This window comes from Rossellomorea aquimaris, assembly GCF_020172085.1.
Lineage (GTDB): Bacteria > Bacillota > Bacilli > Bacillales > Bacillaceae_B > Rossellomorea > Rossellomorea aquimaris_E.
On record NZ_JAIVAT010000005.1, the window covers coordinates 324028 to 339862 of the forward strand.

Sequence of the window (15835 nt, forward strand, 5' to 3'; positions counted from 1 at the left end):
GAAACTATAATGGCAGAATTAAAACTCGAACATATCCACAAAATTTATGATAGTAAAGTAACGGCGGTTAATGACTTTAACCTCCACATTCAAGATAAAGAATTTATCGTATTCGTTGGACCTTCAGGCTGCGGGAAATCCACTACCCTTCGCATGATTGCGGGACTTGAAGAAATTTCAAAAGGCGATTTCTCCATTGATGGAAAACGTGTGAACGATGTAGCACCTAAAGATCGTGACATCGCCATGGTGTTCCAGAACTATGCCCTATACCCACATATGAGCGTATATGATAATATGGCTTTCGGCCTTAAATTACGCAAGTTCGACAAACAGGAAATCGACCGCCGGGTGCAGGAAGCGGCTAAGATTCTTGGTCTAGAAGCGTTACTTGACCGTAAACCTAAAGCATTATCTGGTGGTCAACGTCAGCGTGTGGCCCTTGGCCGTGCGATCGTACGTGATGCGAAAGTATTCTTGATGGATGAGCCATTGTCTAACCTTGATGCAAAGCTTCGTGTACAGATGCGTGCAGAAATTGCCAAGTTGCACCAACGTCTACAAACAACAACCATTTACGTAACACATGACCAGACAGAAGCGATGACAATGGCTACACGGATTGTTGTCATGAAAGATGGAGTCATCCAGCAAGTCGGTTCCCCTAAAGAAGTTTACGATAAGCCTGAGAATGTCTTCGTAGGAGGATTCATTGGATCACCTGCCATGAACTTCTTCCACGGATCACTTGAGGATGGAAAGTTCGTTATCGGAAAGACGGAAGTTTCTGTACCTGAAGGAAAAATGAAGGTCCTTCGCGAACAAGGACATGTGGGCAAGAGTATCATTCTCGGTGTGCGTCCTGAAGATATCCATGATGAGCCACTCTTCTTAGATACTGCTGAAGGTGCGAAAATCACAGCAAAAATTGAAGTTTCTGAATTGACGGGTGCTGAAACGATGCTATACTCGCAATTTGAAGGACAGGAGTTTGTAGCCCGCGTCGATTCCCGCACAGACATTTCTGCCGGTCAGACGATTGAACTGGCATTCGATATGAATAAAGCACATTTCTTTGATTCAGAATCTGAGTCTAGAATTCGTTAAAGATAAGAAAATGGCGCAGCCTTAAAAAAGGGCTGCGCCATTTTATGTTAAAATTCCGTCAAATCTATACTCTTTCCCTCTTCATCTCCACATCGGATACATGTAAAAAGATGTAGGCAAGTATCAGAGCAGCTGCTATTCGGAATACCGTCGGCTAATTGTACATGTTGTATATCCATATACGCACTGTACTCATCGTAAAAATCATAATATCTTCCTTGATCGGTTGTGGAGTCCCCGCATTTCTTACAGAGTCCCCTATATTCAACGATCCCGTTACATAATGCGCAAGCTTTCATGCTGTGTCACCATACTTTCAATCTTATTCATTGTATAGTGTTATCCTTATTACATTTCTGATGAATTATGTAGAAATCTTGCAGGGATTTTACAGGAATAAATTCCCTGTCATCGTGTTGAATATTATTCTCCAGAAAATCCATAATACCTAGTAACAAGGCAGCCACAAGCCTTCTCCCATCCTACTCGCTGGGTTACGCCATAAATAGATGGCCGCTCATGGAATAGCGGGCTGGTGCAATTCCAGCTGACCCAACCAAAAAAATCTTATACATTTTAAGGAGATGACAGATTATGCAACAGCAACAATCTCGCAGCAATTCATCTAACCAACTAGTAGCTCCAGGAGCTCAACAAGCAATCGACCAAATGAAGTACGAAATCGCTTCTGAATTTGGCGTACAATTAGGACCAGATGCAACAGCTCGTGCTAACGGTTCTGTAGGTGGAGAAATCACGAAACGCCTTGTTCAAATGGCTGAACAACAAATCGGCGGCGGGTACCAAAAATAATTAGCAATTTCATATGACTGGATCAAGCCCTCGGTCAAATGACCGGGGGCTTTAATAGTGTTGAATCGATCTGTCATTTAGGATTGACCATGCTCGCTGGATCGATCCATTTATCATACTGTTCCTCTGTCAGGTATCCAGACTCGATTGCAGCTTCTTTTAATGTGGAACCCGTTTGATGGGCCTTCTTGGCAATTTCGGCTGCCTTTTCATATCCGATATGCGGGTTTAATGCCGTCACGAGCATGAGGGACCTTTGCACAAAGTCCTCAATGACTTCTGTATTGGCTTCTAATCCTTTCACACATTTATCGTTGAAGGATTTCACACCATCCGTCAGAAGGCGTACGGATTGCAGGAAGTTATAAATGATGACCGGCTTAAACACATTCAATTCGAAATTTCCTTGACTGGCGGCAAATCCGATGGCAGCATCATTTCCGAAGATCTGGGTTGCGACCATCGTCACCGCCTCACTTTGTGTCGGATTCACTTTCCCCGGCATGATGGAGCTTCCCGGTTCATTAGCAGGAATCGTCAATTCCCCAATGCCACTTCGGGGACCGCTCGAAAGCCATCTGACATCGTTGGCGATTTTCATTAAATCTGCAGCCAATGCTTTCACAGCACCATGTACATACACGATTTCATCATGGGATGTCAGGGCGTGAAACTTATTATCGGATGAAACAAACTTGATCCCTGTCTGCGCTTCGAGTTGTTGTGCCACCTTATCACCGAATGTCGGATCTGCATTGATACCTGTCCCCACGGCTGTTCCTCCAATGGCGAGATTGACAAGTCTCTGTAGGCTTTCTCTCATCATACTATAGGACTTTTCCATCATGGACCGCCACCCGCTGATTTCCTGTCCAAGCGTTAACGGAGTAGCATCCTGTAAATGAGTACGGCCTATTTTAATGATATCCTGGAACTGTTTTTCTTTTTCTGTCAGGGTTCCGATAAACTCCTGGACAACAGGAAACAGCTTTGCTTCAATTTGTTGAAAAGCGGCAATATGCATGGCCGTCGGAAACGTATCATTGGAACTTTGGGACATATTCACATCATCATTGGGGTGGACCTTTTCCTCCGAACCCCCCTCAGCAAGGATTTCATTGGCACGATAAGCCACCACTTCATTGACGTTCATATTGGATTGAGTACCGCTCCCCGTTTGCCAAACGACCAGGGGGAAATGGGCATCCCAAGTTCCTTCAAGGACTTCATCGCAAGCTTGACCTATAGCCTTCATCTTCTCTTCCGACAGCTTCCCAAGTGAATGATTGACTACCGCCGCCGCTTTTTTAAGCTGAGCAAAGGCATATGTAACCTCAATGGGCATTTTCTCCGTACCAATCTGGAAATTTTCTTTACTCCGCTGCGTCTGGGCACCCCAGTATTTCTCTTTCGGCACCTTCATTTCTCCTATTGTATCGCGTTCTATACGATATTCCATTCTCATTCCTCCCTGTTTAACATTCATCTACTTCCATATTTCCACTAAATCGTTCCATCTAACCTTATTCTGAAAAGTTTATTAGGGACTTCTTGATTTATTCAAAAAATTTCGGAGGGAATGAAGGTATGTTATGATGGTTTGATGCCAGTTGGGGTCAAACTTGTGCCACTTGAGGGGGAACTTGTGCCACTTTGGACAAAACTTGTGCCACTTCCACACTAACTCGTGCCAAACTATTCTAGCCTTCCCTTCAAATGCAAAAAAAGATGGATAAGCATCCTACTTATCCATCTTTTTTCATTCTATTGTATTAAGTTCAGGAATTGTTTTGTACGTTCATTCTTCGGGTTCTCGAATACTTCGACTGGAGAACCTTCTTCGACAATATAGCCGCCATCCATGAAGAAGACCTTATCGGCAGCTTCTTTCGCGAATCTCATTTCGTGAGTCACCACGACCATGGTCATTCCTTCTTCGGCAAGGTCTTTCATCACCTTGAGGACCTCCCCTACCAATTCAGGATCCAGGGCAGAAGTCGGTTCATCAAAGAGCATCACTTCCGGCTCGATCGCAAGTGCCCTTGCGATTCCCACCCTTTGCTGCTGTCCTCCTGAGAGTTGGAAAGGATAGTAGTCCACTTTGTCACCAAGTCCCACTTTTTTAAGTAACCTGATGGCTTTTTCCCTTGTTTCTGCCTTATTTCGTTTTTGGACGACTGTAGGTCCTTCCATAACATTTTCCAGAGCTGTCATGTGGGGAAACAAGTTATAATTCTGGAATACCATTCCCGTTTTTCTTCTTAGTTTAATCAGCTCCTGCTTTGACACTTTCTTATTGAAATCCACGGTTGTCCCCTCTATGGAAACAGTACCGTCATTAGGGATCTCAAGAGCATTCAAGCAACGGAGCAACGTCGTCTTCCCTGAACCAGATGGGCCAATCAGAACAATGACCTGTCCTTTATCGACCTCTATATTCATTCCCTTCAATACTTCTAACTGATCAAAACGTTTGGTTAATCCTTTGATGGAAATCATATTCAATCTCCTTTACTATTACTTGGCAATATACCGATCCAGACGGTTCTCGATGCGACCTTGTATGATGGATAAAATAAAGCAGATGATCCAGTAAAGCAGCGCTGCTTCCATGTACATGAGAAGGAACTCATAGTTCGTTGCAGCGATTTCCTGGGCTTTTCTGAACATTTCCGTCACAAGAATCAAGGAAGCAAGTGATGTATCCTTTACAAGGCTGATAAAGGAGTTAGATAATGGCGGAATGGATACCCGTGTCGCTTGAGGCAGGATGATTCTCTTTAATGCCTGAGAATACGTCATGCCGATCGAATATCCAGCTTCCCATTGTCCTTTCGGGATCGACTGAATCGCGGCACGAACGATTTCTGAAGAATACGCACCTTTATTCAATGTGAAAGCGATGATGGCAGAAGGGAACGGATCGAACTTGATCCCCAGAGTAGGCAACCCGTAGAAAATGATAAATAACTGGACAAGTAAAGGGGTCCCTCTTATCGCAGACACATAAAATCGGGCAATCCCCCGTAAGATTGATATATTTGACAGACGGGCAAGAGCAGTCAGAACAGCCAGGATCATCCCTAAAGCAAATGAAATGAGCGTTAGAGGTATAGAATAATACAAAGCCCCCTCTAACATAGGAAGCAGGGAGCTTTGTAAAATATCAATCATTGCTTGAGGATCCTGGTAAATGCTACTTAGGAGATACATCTTCTCCGAACCACTTATCAGAGATTTCTTTGTACGTACCGTCTTCCATCATTTCCTCTAACGCTTTATTTACTTCTTCCACCAATTTGTCGTTCCCCTTACGGAACATCAGGCCACTCTGACCTGCATCTTCAGCTTCAGCCGCAATCTTGATGTTTGCGTTTGGCTGTTTCTTTAAATAATCAAGAATCGAAATCTTATCGTTGACTGTCACATCCACTCTGCCTTGTTCCAGAAGTTGTATGGACTGAGCTAGACCTTCCACGCCTTGGATTTTCGCTCCGTTCTTCTCAGCGATGTCACGGTAGTTACTTGTCAGGGACTGTGCAGAAGTTAATCCCTTGATGTCTTCGAACGAAGTAACATCCTTGTTATCCTTGGACACAACGACTACAGCACTTGATTCAATATATGGTTTAGAGAAATCATATTTCTTCTCGCGATCTTCGCGGATCCCCACTTGGTTGGCGATCATATCAAAACGCTTGGAGTTCAATCCTTCAAACATTGCATCCCACTGAGTTTCCTGGAATTTCGCTTCAACACCTAAACGTTTTGCTACTTCACGGGCGATTTCCACATCAAATCCTGTTAGTTTCCCAGCTTCATCATGGAACGTGAATGGAGGATATGTACCTTCCGTCCCTACTAGTAATTCGCCATCTTCTTTCACTTTATCGTAAAGAGATGTTTTTTCATCTTTCGAATCTCCATTAGATTCTTCTTTATCTTTAGATTGACCACATGCAGCTAATACCATAGATAAGGTGATTAGCATAATGATGGATAATTTCCACTTTTTCATCGTAAAACCCCCACTATTCTTATCGGATTTAATTTGTTACGATTGTCATCATAAAACGATACAGGAAATAAGTCAACATAAATGTTTTAATTCGAGAATTTTTCTTGTATACATTCTAGTATGCATCCCTGAATACACAATCATGTAAAAAACGATTGGTATGAGATACACTATTTTATATAAAGAAGGGGGAAGTCAAAATGAAGGTTGCCTTATTTGGAAGTACGGGCAGGGTTGGTTCAGTCGTCTTACAACAGGCCATGCCAGAGTATGAAGTCAATTGTTTAGTTCGGAGAAGTAGTGAAAGTGTTTCTTCCGGCAAGGAGATGATTGGTGATGTCCTGAACGAAGAAGACGTGATGAAGACCATTGAGGGAACTAAGGCAGTGATCAGCTGCCTGAATACAGATAAAAATGATGTCCTCTCAAGAAGTATGCCCATCATATTGCAAGCCATGAGAGAACATAGAGTGAAACGAATCATCACATGTGGTACGGCAGGGATCTTACAGGCACGGAAGGATGCAAGTCTATACCGCTTTCAGTCTAGTGAAACGAAAAGAAGAAGTACAATAGCTGCAGAAGACCACTTAAGGGCCTTTTTCATGCTACAGGCATCTGAAATGGACTGGACCGTTGTATGCCCTACCTATTTACCAGACGGAGAGAGAGTGGGGAATTACAGGACGGAAAGAGATGTTCTCCCTGAAGGAGGAAAAAGCATTTCCATGTATGACACCGGGGATTTTATTTTCAAACAACTTGAAGACGACACCTATCTCAGGAGCCGGGTTGGTATTTGTTATTAAATGAGGAGCTGGGACAAAAGCCTTTCAACCAAAGAAAAATCCGAACGAGTGATTGGATGAGAATCTAATTCGGTCGGATTTTTTCTTGTTTATAAATAAAGCAAACACTGTGTATTTAGCTTGTTCTAGCTGTTGATTGGAGTGTAAGACGAAGACTCCTACGGGAAAAGCGGAATAGGTGAGACCCCACAGGAGCGTGAGCTGTGAGGAGGCTCGCCTTCCGCCCGAGGAAAGCGAAGTCTTGCACGGAAATCAACAGCGGTGTAACACGTGATCCCCAAAAGGGCATGATTACAGATCGTTGACATCTAAATTGGATTCATTTAGTTATGTCCCATCCTCAACGTCATCATTTAAAGATGGTTCTTATGATTTCGTCTGTGGTCATCCCACTTTCGACTTCGAATGTACCTGGACGCAAGTCGTTTTCAACACCCCGGTTTTCCACTTCCTTATAGAAGTCCAACCCGCTTTCGATGATGTTCGCTTTCTCCAGTGCATTACCGACATCGATGCTCGTCATGCCTGTAGAAACGGTAAGCATCGTTTTGTAAATCACTTCACCATCAGCGTTATCATCTTTTTTCTCTGTTTCTTTATCTTGCTGATTTTCGTTCATGGCTTGAAGCTGCTTCTCCCACTGATCTTCTGTATGTATGACATAACCTTTCGATGTCAGCTTCTTCACCATTTCATCTTCAGACAGCTTCTCTACTTTCGCTGGTTCTTCTTTCCCGGTACTCTTTGCTTCTGAAGGACCGAAAAGATACACCGCCCCAATCAAGGAGGTCGCGATCAAGATCCCTGCTGCAAAGCTCCGCAATGAATTCGATGTCACTTTCATTGTGCCACTAAGCCCCTTTCAGTCTTCTGGGTCATGTACGGTGAGAGTAAAGACTCTACTTCATTGGGCTTGAGCTTGGTTTTACCCGCAATGCTGTCAATCGAATAGCCTCTTTTATACAAATCAAGCATCTCACGCAGCAAATCCCGCTCTTCGGAATCTGCCGGTGCAGCACCTGCCTGCTGTGCAGTGATTTCTGCATCCAATTGGATATTACGTAATTGCATCTCCAGTCCGTGTACCTCATTCAATACAGAAATGGATACATGCTCTATCTGTTGCTCAAGCTTTGAGTTGGATTGTGTCGTTTTAACAAACGATAAAATGAGCAGCACTACTGCTGTCCCAAATAAAATGGCGATTGTCCATCCCATCTTAGGATCCTCCCTTTATGAAACTTTTTTATCAATTAAATTATACATTGATAAAGGAAGAAATTCGATTTAAAACGACAAAATCCCACAAAAGTCCTGTTTTCTTAACATGATTTTGTATTTTTGCTTGATTGAAAGGGAGTATTTGTTGATAACACTCTCAAATCGAAAGGATATTTTCAAAAGTGAGAGGTTTATTTTCAATAATCCCGATTTATTTTCAATACGGGGAAGTTTATTTTCAATATCAAGATTTTATTTTCAAAACCCAAAATAAGAAAGGGCATCTGGCTATATTAACCAGATGCCCTTCCCTACTATCCTGCCATATTATCTTTCGTTCCTTGTTGAAGCTGATACATTTGATAATAACGGCCTAACCTTTTCATCAATTCTTCATGATTACCGCGCTCAACGATTTCTCCCCGATCCAGAACCAGGATTTGATCGGCATCCTTGATGGTCGATAACCTGTGAGCGATGATAAAGGTCGTTCTACCTTTTTTCAACACTTCCATCGCTTCCTGAATGACGGCTTCAGTCTCTGTATCGATGCTTGAAGTCGCTTCGTCCAGAATTAGGATTGCCGGATTAAAGGCAAGCGCCCGTGCGAAGGAAATCAGTTGACGCTGACCCGATGACAGGGTACTCCCCTTCTCGATCACCGGTTCATCATAGCCATTCTCCAGGTTCTTGAATACTTTTTCTGCGCCAACTGCTTTCAGTGCCGCCTCTACCTGTTCCCTTGAAATGCGTGGATCATCCAGACTCACATTGGAAGCAATCGTTCCTGTAAACAAGTACGGATCCTGAAGCACGATCCCCATATGTTCACGTATTGTCTGATATGGAATATCAACAATGTTCTTTCCGTCAATGAGAATCTTTCCTTCATTGCTATCGTAAAAACGGAACAAGAGATTCATGATTGAGCTTTTTCCTGAACCTGTATGTCCGACCAGAGCAACCGTTTCTCCTTTGTTAGCCGTAAACGTGATATCCTTCAACACATATTCATTTTCTTTATATCCAAAATAGACATGCTCAAAGCGGACATTTCCATCATATCTGTCCATCTTCTCATCTTCTACAGGCGTCCCGCCCTCGTCTAGAAGCTTGAACACCCTCTCACCGGCCACAAGTGCCTGTTCAAGGTTGGCAAGCTGATTCACGATCCCTGTCACCGGCTGGAACAATCGGTTGATGTAATCGACAAAGGCGTAAAGTACGCCGAGGGTGACAACAGAACCGACCCCGATCGATGCTCCTCCGAAGTACCATATGAATGCAACAAAGGTAACATTCCTTAAAACCCCTACAAGGTTATGCGAGGTCATCGAATTCAGGCTGAGAAGTTTATTTTGATATTTGAAGTGTGTTTCATTCAAGTCTTCAAATTCTTCATTTGTTTTCTTTTCCCTGCTGAAAGCCTGAATGATGTTCATGCCTTGAATTGATTCATTGATCATGGCATTGATATCACTGACTTTCGACCTGATGATATGGTTGTATTTAGAAGCATAGATGCGGTACAGGTACGTCCACACAACCAGAATCGGGATCAGGATCAGGCAGATGGCTGCCAATTTCACATCAAGGATAAAGAGCGCAATGTAGATCCCGATAATATAGATCGTACTCGAGAAGAAAGTCGACAGGACCGTCACATACAGATCCCTGATTGCTTCTGTGTCATTCGTGATCCTGGCGACGACCTTCCCTGCCGGCAGGTTATCGAAATAGCGGATCGGAAGTTTCTGTATATGCTGAAACACGTCATTACGCATCTTCTGAATGACCCGATTAGCGGCCTTCTGTAAATAGAACCGCTGACCGTATTGGAAGAAAGAAGAGATGACAAGCAGCCCGAAATAAAAGGAGATCAATTTAATAATCTTCGGGATTTCAGGATTATAAAATTTCAGAAGCTCATCTCCCGATAACTTTTCCGCGGGATACGTCGCTGTCTCATTCCCTTTTGTAATCGTCATGTTTCCTGATGTAACAGTTCGTTCACCATCAAAGGACACAGGGGCTGGAACGAAATAAAACGCCCTGCCTACCTGAAGGATGCGGATATCTTTCCCTTTGGTCTCTCCTTCCATGAAATACTGTTCACGCTTATACCATTTCCCTTCATAAGGAACAGCTTCTTTCCCTTCCACTGTCTCATACCAGGTGGATTCAATTCCAAGAATATGGTCATCAATCATTTTTTTGGCAATGAACGGACCTGCAAGCTCTGCGGCCACTGATACACTGAGCATCAAAAGGGCCGCGATGATAATATTTTTATAATTCAGGGCATAGTCTGTTAATTTTCTTCCGACTTTCATGCGCCCACCTCCTCAAGTGAGGAATCTTCAACTTGTTGGCGGTCGAATTGTTCTTTATACCAGCCACCATTCTCAAGAAGCCGTTCATGGACTCCTTCTTCTACTACTTTCCCATCTTCGAATACGATGATCCAATCAGCATGCTGGACCGCAGAAAGGCGATGAGTCGTAATAATCGTTGTTTTTCCTACACGTTCTGTTCGTATATTATCTATGATCTTTGCTTCGGTTTTGGCATCAACGGCTGATAATGAGTCATCAAGGATCAGGATTTCCGGATTCTTGATCAGCGCCCTCGCAATGGAAATCCGCTGCTTTTGTCCACCTGAAAGGGCTACACCTTTCTCTCCGACAAGAGTGGTCAATCCATCTGGAAGCATCTCAAGATCCTTCTTGAAATCCGCCAATTCAATGGCTCTTTCGAGATCACCCTCCGTTGCATCATGTCTTCCGAATAGAATATTTTCTCTTACAGTCCTGGAGAATAGGACATGATCCTGTGGCACGTAGCCGATCCAATCCCTTACTTGTTGAATGCTCAACTCAGTGATCGGTATTCCCCCGATGGAAAGCGTTCCTTTCCCGGCTGGGTATTCCCTGAGAAGCTGCTTTACGAAAGTCGTCTTCCCGCTCCCTGTCTTCCCGACGATACCAAGCGTACCGCCTTTATGGATATTTACATTGATGTCGGATAGATTTAGTACCTGTGAGGAAGGGTACTTGAAATTCACGTCCTTGAATCCGATCTGTTCAGGGGAATCGATCCATTTAGGAAGCTGAGGATCCCGTACATCCTGCTCATAATCAAGCGTCTCTTGTACCCGGTCAAGTGAGGCATTCCCCCGTTGCATCACATTGATGAGTTCACCGATTGCAAACATTGGCCAGATGAGCATTCCTAAGTACACATTAAATGATACCAGCTCTCCCAATGTAATGGCCTGATGGAACACAAGGTAAGCACCATAACCCAGACCGATCAAATAACTCAATCCGACCAGGACTTTGATTGTCGGTTCAAAGAGTGAATCGATCCTGGCCACAGCGATATTTTTGTTGTATACATCTTCCGTCATGTCCGAGAACCGCTTCTCATCTGCTCTTTCCTGCACATACGCCCGAATGACACGTACCCCTGCAATTGATTCGAGCACTTTATCATTCAAGTCCCCGAATGAATCCTGCGCTTCAGTGAATCGTTTATGAATCCTTGCCCCATATACCTTCATTAACAACGCCATGACCGGCAGCGGCAGGATGGCTGCGATTGTCAGTTTCCAGCTAATGAGAAATCCCATGGTAAACAGGATCGTTAACATGAATACGCTGGAATCAATTAACGTCAGGACCCCGAATCCTGCTGTAACCGAAATGGCTTTCAAATCATTCGTCGCCCTGGCCATTAAATCTCCTGTACGATTCTTCTCGAAGAACGTGGGCGTCATTTTTAACAAATGACCCATAAATCTGCTGCGAAGCTTTCGTTCAACGAGAAAAGCCCCGCCAAATAATTGATACATCCAAACATATGTCATTCCGTACGAAACGATGGCAATCCCTGCAATCAACCAGAGATACTTGCCCACCACATCCCAGGTCATATCCCCCAGGTGTATGTCATCGATGGCATTCCCCACAAGCTTAGGGGGCATCACATCAAGAATACCGACAATCGTCAATAAAACGATCGCCACTGTATACCTCTTCCAATTTTCGATAAAAAACCATGACAACTTCTTAAAAATACTGAACATTCCACTCTACCTCCTCATGTTGACTTCCTTTACTATCCGCCTTCTGTCTCCACAGCAGACATCATCTTCTTCATTTGAATCAATACCATCATCATTTCCTCCTTAAAAAATTCATCATTTATGTGATCAAGGATTTCCCTTGGATACACCGTTTGCCGGCAACACAGAAAAGACGGACGTCAAAAGGCGGTCAGATTCATCATGGTCATTGGTTTGACCAATCGGATCTCTTGCGCCTTATGAACGTCCGTCTTTATCTTAGGACATATAAAAGCACAGATTACATACATAACCTGTGCTCATTGATTATGATAAAAATCGATAAGGAGTTACTGGTCATGTGATGATATGAAATTGATATGAAAAGCCGCTGAGGCTCCTTGAATTCTATACATTTTCATCATCACAAACCCTCCATTCATTTCGTTTTTTATTCCATTAATAACCATACTATAGGCCTTGAATTGTGTCAATATTATTTTTATTGATAATTTTCTATATACTATATGAGCGTTTACTCTTTTAGTGAACGAGCATTTTCATTCTACAGTGACCGCTGTTCCGTAAGCAATGATTTCAGATGCATTCTGCATGACTGAGGATGTCTCGAGTCGAACGGCTATCACAGCGTTCGCTCCCTTTTGGGAGGCTTCAGTTATCATACGATCGATCGCCTGCTTTCTGGCTTCCTCCATCATTTCACTGTATTCACTGATTTCTCCGCCAATGATGGTCTTGAGCCCTGCAATGAGATCCTTTCCGATATGCTTCGACTGTACAGTGCTTCCCCTGACGAACCCCTTTAGCTCTTTGATTTCCTTCCCTGGTACAAAATCTGTTGTTACGATAATCATGATTCTCTCTCCCCTGCTTTCAATTTTCTCCAAATTTTCTTGGCAAATAATAAATAAAAGATGATGGGGAATGGGCACTGAATCAATCCCCAGATTCCCCAGAACCAGTACTGATGCCCATTTTTCCTGGCATCAATAAACAAATATATGCTTTGTATCAGAAGAATCGGAATGACAAGAAACAATAGTAAGAGATCTTCTTTTATCATATCTCTTTCACCTTTTTCACATAGGTGATCCCTGTATAAATGGATGCTCCAACAAATGCGGCGCCTTGAAGGAGAAGAAATAGAACAGGCATTTGGAATAATGTAAGAAAGAACATTGCCAGGATGAAGCAGGCAAGAAGAATAAAGACGGAAAGATCTCTTCTGAACCTTTTCTTAAGCTGCTCTTGCTGGTCCTTTGCAAATCTCTCAAACCACTGCTCGGAAGGGGTACTTTGGTCTATCCCGTCATCTATGGACCGAAAGCCTTCATCCAATAACTTCATTAGTTCATCTTGTTCATGATCATTTTTCATCTATTTTCAACTCCTTTCTCAGCCTGTTGATTCCGTGATGAACCCTCGATTTAACCGTTCCCGGCGGTATATCCGTCATATGGCCAATTTCCTCATAAGAATACCCGTAGTAATGTTTCAGGATGATAGGGAGCCTGATATCTTCAGATAATGTTGACAATGCGGACAACACATCATTCCACTCCTCATTTCTTGATTCTAATTCCCACTTCAGCTTTCTCGCATTCATTTCTTCCTTTTGCCAGTCTTTTTCTCTATTCTTTTTGCGCTGAAGATCAATATACCGATTGGTGGCAATCGAGATCAGCCAGGATGAGAACTTGGATTTTCCATTGTATTGATGGATCTTCTCCACACATTTAGCCATTGTTTCCTGAGCAAGTTCTTCAGCCTGATCCCGGTTCATGGTCACTTTGATCAAGTATTTCACCAGAAAAGGATAATGTTCTCTAAAAAGTCTAGCAAAAGCTTCATGATCCCCTTTTTTTGCTTGCTTAATCCATTTTCTCTCTTCCATCCCCTAATGTCCTTTCTATCCACCCCAACAGGTGAGTTCATTGATAAGACGTACAACAGGAAAAATCGTTCATAATTTGATTATACTTTATTAAAATATTTTACATTCATGCTTGAACGAAAAAATCCCTCTACTGAATCACCTTGCACATCCAGTAGAGGGAGGGTTCATTATCCGTTTAAGACAGCAGACTGTGTTTCTTCTTCTTTCACGTATTTAGGCAGGATGATGGTGTAGAATACCGCTACTATGATCAGGCATCCACCAACTAACCAGTAGAGCATTTCCACTGTTATAACAGAAGGGAATGCCAAAGCGATGACTCCCAGGGTGATTGATTGTGACAGCATCATCAGGGGATTGATCCACCCCTGTACCCGTCCCATCATTTTAGGATCGATGATACTCGGCATCCATCCTCCTATGGCAATGTTAACAAGCGGCAACCCCAGGGCTGAGATAAAAATGATCATCAGGAACATCCAGGTGGTCGGTGCGAAGGATGCAGCGATGATAAAGGTCCCTGAGATGACAAGGCCTGCCACAATTAATACATGGAACTTGAATTTCTGTGTCAACATGGAGGAGAAAATACTGCCAATCAGCACTCCTGCCCCGAATGCGATACCTAATAGGATTGAATATTCTTCATAAGAATCGGGAGCCAGCTTATATTTTAATATAAAGATAGGGATGACCGCGAAGCCACCGTTTACGACCCCGAAGACCACAAACCCTCCGATCAGTGATAAGAGCAGCTTATGATTCACAATATACTTCATGCCGGCTGTAAAGTCTTTCGTGACTGATTCAAAATTTAAATCTTTCAGAGAATGCTTCCCATTCGGCAACCTGACTTCTTCAGGAATAACACATTTCTTAATCAAGATGGCCGATACCACAAATGTAGCAAAATCCACCGCGATGGCACCGTAGATCCCAGTGGTCCAATAAACAAATATCGCTACGGCATTTCCAAGAAGCATAAACAAGCTCATCACCATCTGATTGAGTCCAGCTGCTGTGGAATAATCATCTTTTGAAAGTATTCCCTGCAGGATTCCCTGTTCCGCCGGGAAGAAAAATTTCTGGACACCACTTCTCAAGAATAGAACAGCAAAGATAAGAGGGAGCCAGCCGATAAATACAGCCCCGAATAATAATAGAGTAAGAATCGCACTGATCGTATCACAGTGAAACGCAATTTTTTGCCGGTCCATCCTGTCAGCGAACACCCCTACAAGGAAGAACACAACAAGAGTCGGGATTGAATACATCATTTCCGTAACAGAAGCATACATCGGTTGATCAGAAAAACGATCCAGAAGATAAAACATAAATGCTGTCAATCCAATGACACTTCCAATATGCGAAGTGAAATTAGCGAAAAACAACTTCAAAAAAATCGGATTCTTAAAGATTTCAATCATTTTTTTCATACATTCCGTCCCCCATTAATGATTAACTACCTTTATCATATAGGGGACGGATGAACAGTATGAGGGTCTACTGGTGGTTTTTTCCTCCGCCTTGAGTCGGATAGTAACTGCGATCCTTTAGGACACGAGTGAGAGCAGCGTTTTCGCCGTTAAATTTGAGTTTTCGCCGATATAATCTGAATTTCGCCGTTAAATTTGTGGTTTCGCCGATACAATCTGGATTTCGCCGTTAAATTACGGATTTCGCCGATATAATCTGGATTTCGCCGTTAAATTACGGATTTCACCGATATAATCTGGATTTCGCCGTTAATTTTGAGGTTTCGCCGATATAATCTGGATTTCGCCGTTAATTTTGAGGTTTCGCCGATATAATCTGGATTTCGCCGTTAATTTTGAGGTTTCGCCGATATAATCTGGATTTCGCCGTTAATTTTGAGGTTTCGC

16 protein-coding genes are annotated in these 15835 nt (G+C 43.0%); 3 read left to right on the plus strand and 13 right to left on the minus strand.

Annotation, left to right across the window (positions count from 1 at the left end; genetic code table 11):
* Positions 1-9 precede the first annotated feature (9 nt).
* Together LCL96_RS11865 and LCL96_RS11870 are read left to right on the plus strand one after the other, a co-directional pair.
* A complete protein-coding gene (locus LCL96_RS11865; protein ID WP_224941677.1) occupies positions 10-1107 on the plus strand; it encodes an ABC transporter ATP-binding protein in 1098 nt (365 codons plus the stop codon).
* A 594-nt stretch (positions 1108-1701) separates the two neighbouring features.
* Positions 1702-1920, plus strand: coding sequence for an alpha/beta-type small acid-soluble spore protein (locus LCL96_RS11870; protein ID WP_034763234.1), 219 nt, complete (start codon positions 1702-1704; stop codon positions 1918-1920).
* Between the two features lie 73 nt (positions 1921-1993).
* Here the strand turns inward: LCL96_RS11870 and fumC are convergent, their stop codons facing one another.
* From fumC to LCL96_RS11890, 4 genes are all read right to left on the minus strand, one after another.
* A complete protein-coding gene (gene fumC, locus LCL96_RS11875; RefSeq protein ID WP_224941678.1) occupies positions 1994-3379 on the minus strand; it encodes a class II fumarate hydratase in 1386 nt (461 codons plus the stop codon).
* A 305-nt stretch (positions 3380-3684) separates the two neighbouring features.
* The gene (locus tag LCL96_RS11880; RefSeq protein ID WP_224941679.1) at positions 3685-4419 is read right to left on the minus strand and encodes an amino acid ABC transporter ATP-binding protein; all 735 of its coding nucleotides are present in this window, start codon (positions 4417-4419) and stop codon (positions 3685-3687) included.
* A gap of 18 nt (positions 4420-4437) precedes the next feature.
* Positions 4438-5133, minus strand: coding sequence for an amino acid ABC transporter permease (locus tag LCL96_RS11885; RefSeq protein ID WP_224941680.1), 696 nt, complete (start codon positions 5131-5133; stop codon positions 4438-4440).
* Positions 5117-5938 (minus strand): amino acid ABC transporter substrate-binding protein, encoded by an 822-nt coding sequence (locus tag LCL96_RS11890; protein WP_224941681.1) that lies wholly within the window; start codon positions 5936-5938, stop codon positions 5117-5119. The genes LCL96_RS11885 and LCL96_RS11890 overlap by 17 nt, the downstream gene beginning before the upstream one ends.
* Positions 5939-6138: 200 nt before the next feature.
* Here LCL96_RS11890 and LCL96_RS11895 point away from each other — a divergent pair, with 200 nt between their 5' ends.
* Positions 6139-6747 (plus strand): NAD(P)-dependent oxidoreductase, encoded by a 609-nt coding sequence (locus LCL96_RS11895; RefSeq protein WP_224941682.1) that lies wholly within the window; start codon positions 6139-6141, stop codon positions 6745-6747.
* Between the two features lie 349 nt (positions 6748-7096).
* Here the strand turns inward: LCL96_RS11895 and LCL96_RS11900 are convergent, their stop codons facing one another.
* The 9 genes from LCL96_RS11900 to LCL96_RS11940 form a co-directional block, all read right to left on the minus strand.
* The gene (locus LCL96_RS11900) at positions 7097-7591 is read right to left on the minus strand and encodes an endolytic transglycosylase MltG (protein WP_224941683.1); all 495 of its coding nucleotides are present in this window, start codon (positions 7589-7591) and stop codon (positions 7097-7099) included.
* Positions 7588-7965, minus strand: coding sequence for a hypothetical protein (locus tag LCL96_RS11905; protein ID WP_224941684.1), 378 nt, complete (start codon positions 7963-7965; stop codon positions 7588-7590). The genes LCL96_RS11900 and LCL96_RS11905 overlap by 4 nt, the downstream gene beginning before the upstream one ends.
* Positions 7966-8282: 317 nt before the next feature.
* On the minus strand, positions 8283-10301 hold the full coding sequence (locus LCL96_RS11910; protein ID WP_224941685.1) for an ABC transporter ATP-binding protein: 2019 nt from the start codon (positions 10299-10301) through the stop codon (positions 8283-8285).
* On the minus strand, positions 10298-12055 hold the full coding sequence (locus LCL96_RS11915; RefSeq protein ID WP_224941686.1) for an ABC transporter ATP-binding protein: 1758 nt from the start codon (positions 12053-12055) through the stop codon (positions 10298-10300). Before LCL96_RS11915 ends, LCL96_RS11910 begins: the two co-directional genes overlap by 4 nt.
* Positions 12056-12594: 539 nt before the next feature.
* The gene (locus LCL96_RS11920; RefSeq protein ID WP_224941687.1) at positions 12595-12909 is read right to left on the minus strand and encodes a YbjQ family protein; all 315 of its coding nucleotides are present in this window, start codon (positions 12907-12909) and stop codon (positions 12595-12597) included.
* Positions 12906-13118 (minus strand): sigmaY antisigma factor component, encoded by a 213-nt coding sequence (locus LCL96_RS11925; protein WP_224941688.1) that lies wholly within the window; start codon positions 13116-13118, stop codon positions 12906-12908. Before LCL96_RS11925 ends, LCL96_RS11920 begins: the two co-directional genes overlap by 4 nt.
* Complete coding sequence (locus LCL96_RS11930; RefSeq protein ID WP_224941689.1) at positions 13115-13432, minus strand: YxlC family protein; 318 nt, start codon at positions 13430-13432, stop codon at positions 13115-13117. Before LCL96_RS11930 ends, LCL96_RS11925 begins: the two co-directional genes overlap by 4 nt.
* On the minus strand, positions 13422-13949 hold the full coding sequence (sigY, locus tag LCL96_RS11935) for an RNA polymerase sigma factor SigY (RefSeq protein WP_224941690.1): 528 nt from the start codon (positions 13947-13949) through the stop codon (positions 13422-13424). The genes LCL96_RS11930 and sigY overlap by 11 nt, the downstream gene beginning before the upstream one ends.
* 170 nt (positions 13950-14119) lie before the next feature.
* Entirely contained in the window at positions 14120-15388 is a 1269-nt protein-coding gene (locus LCL96_RS11940) for an MFS transporter (protein ID WP_224941691.1), read from the minus strand.
* Positions 15389-15835 lie beyond the last annotated feature (447 nt).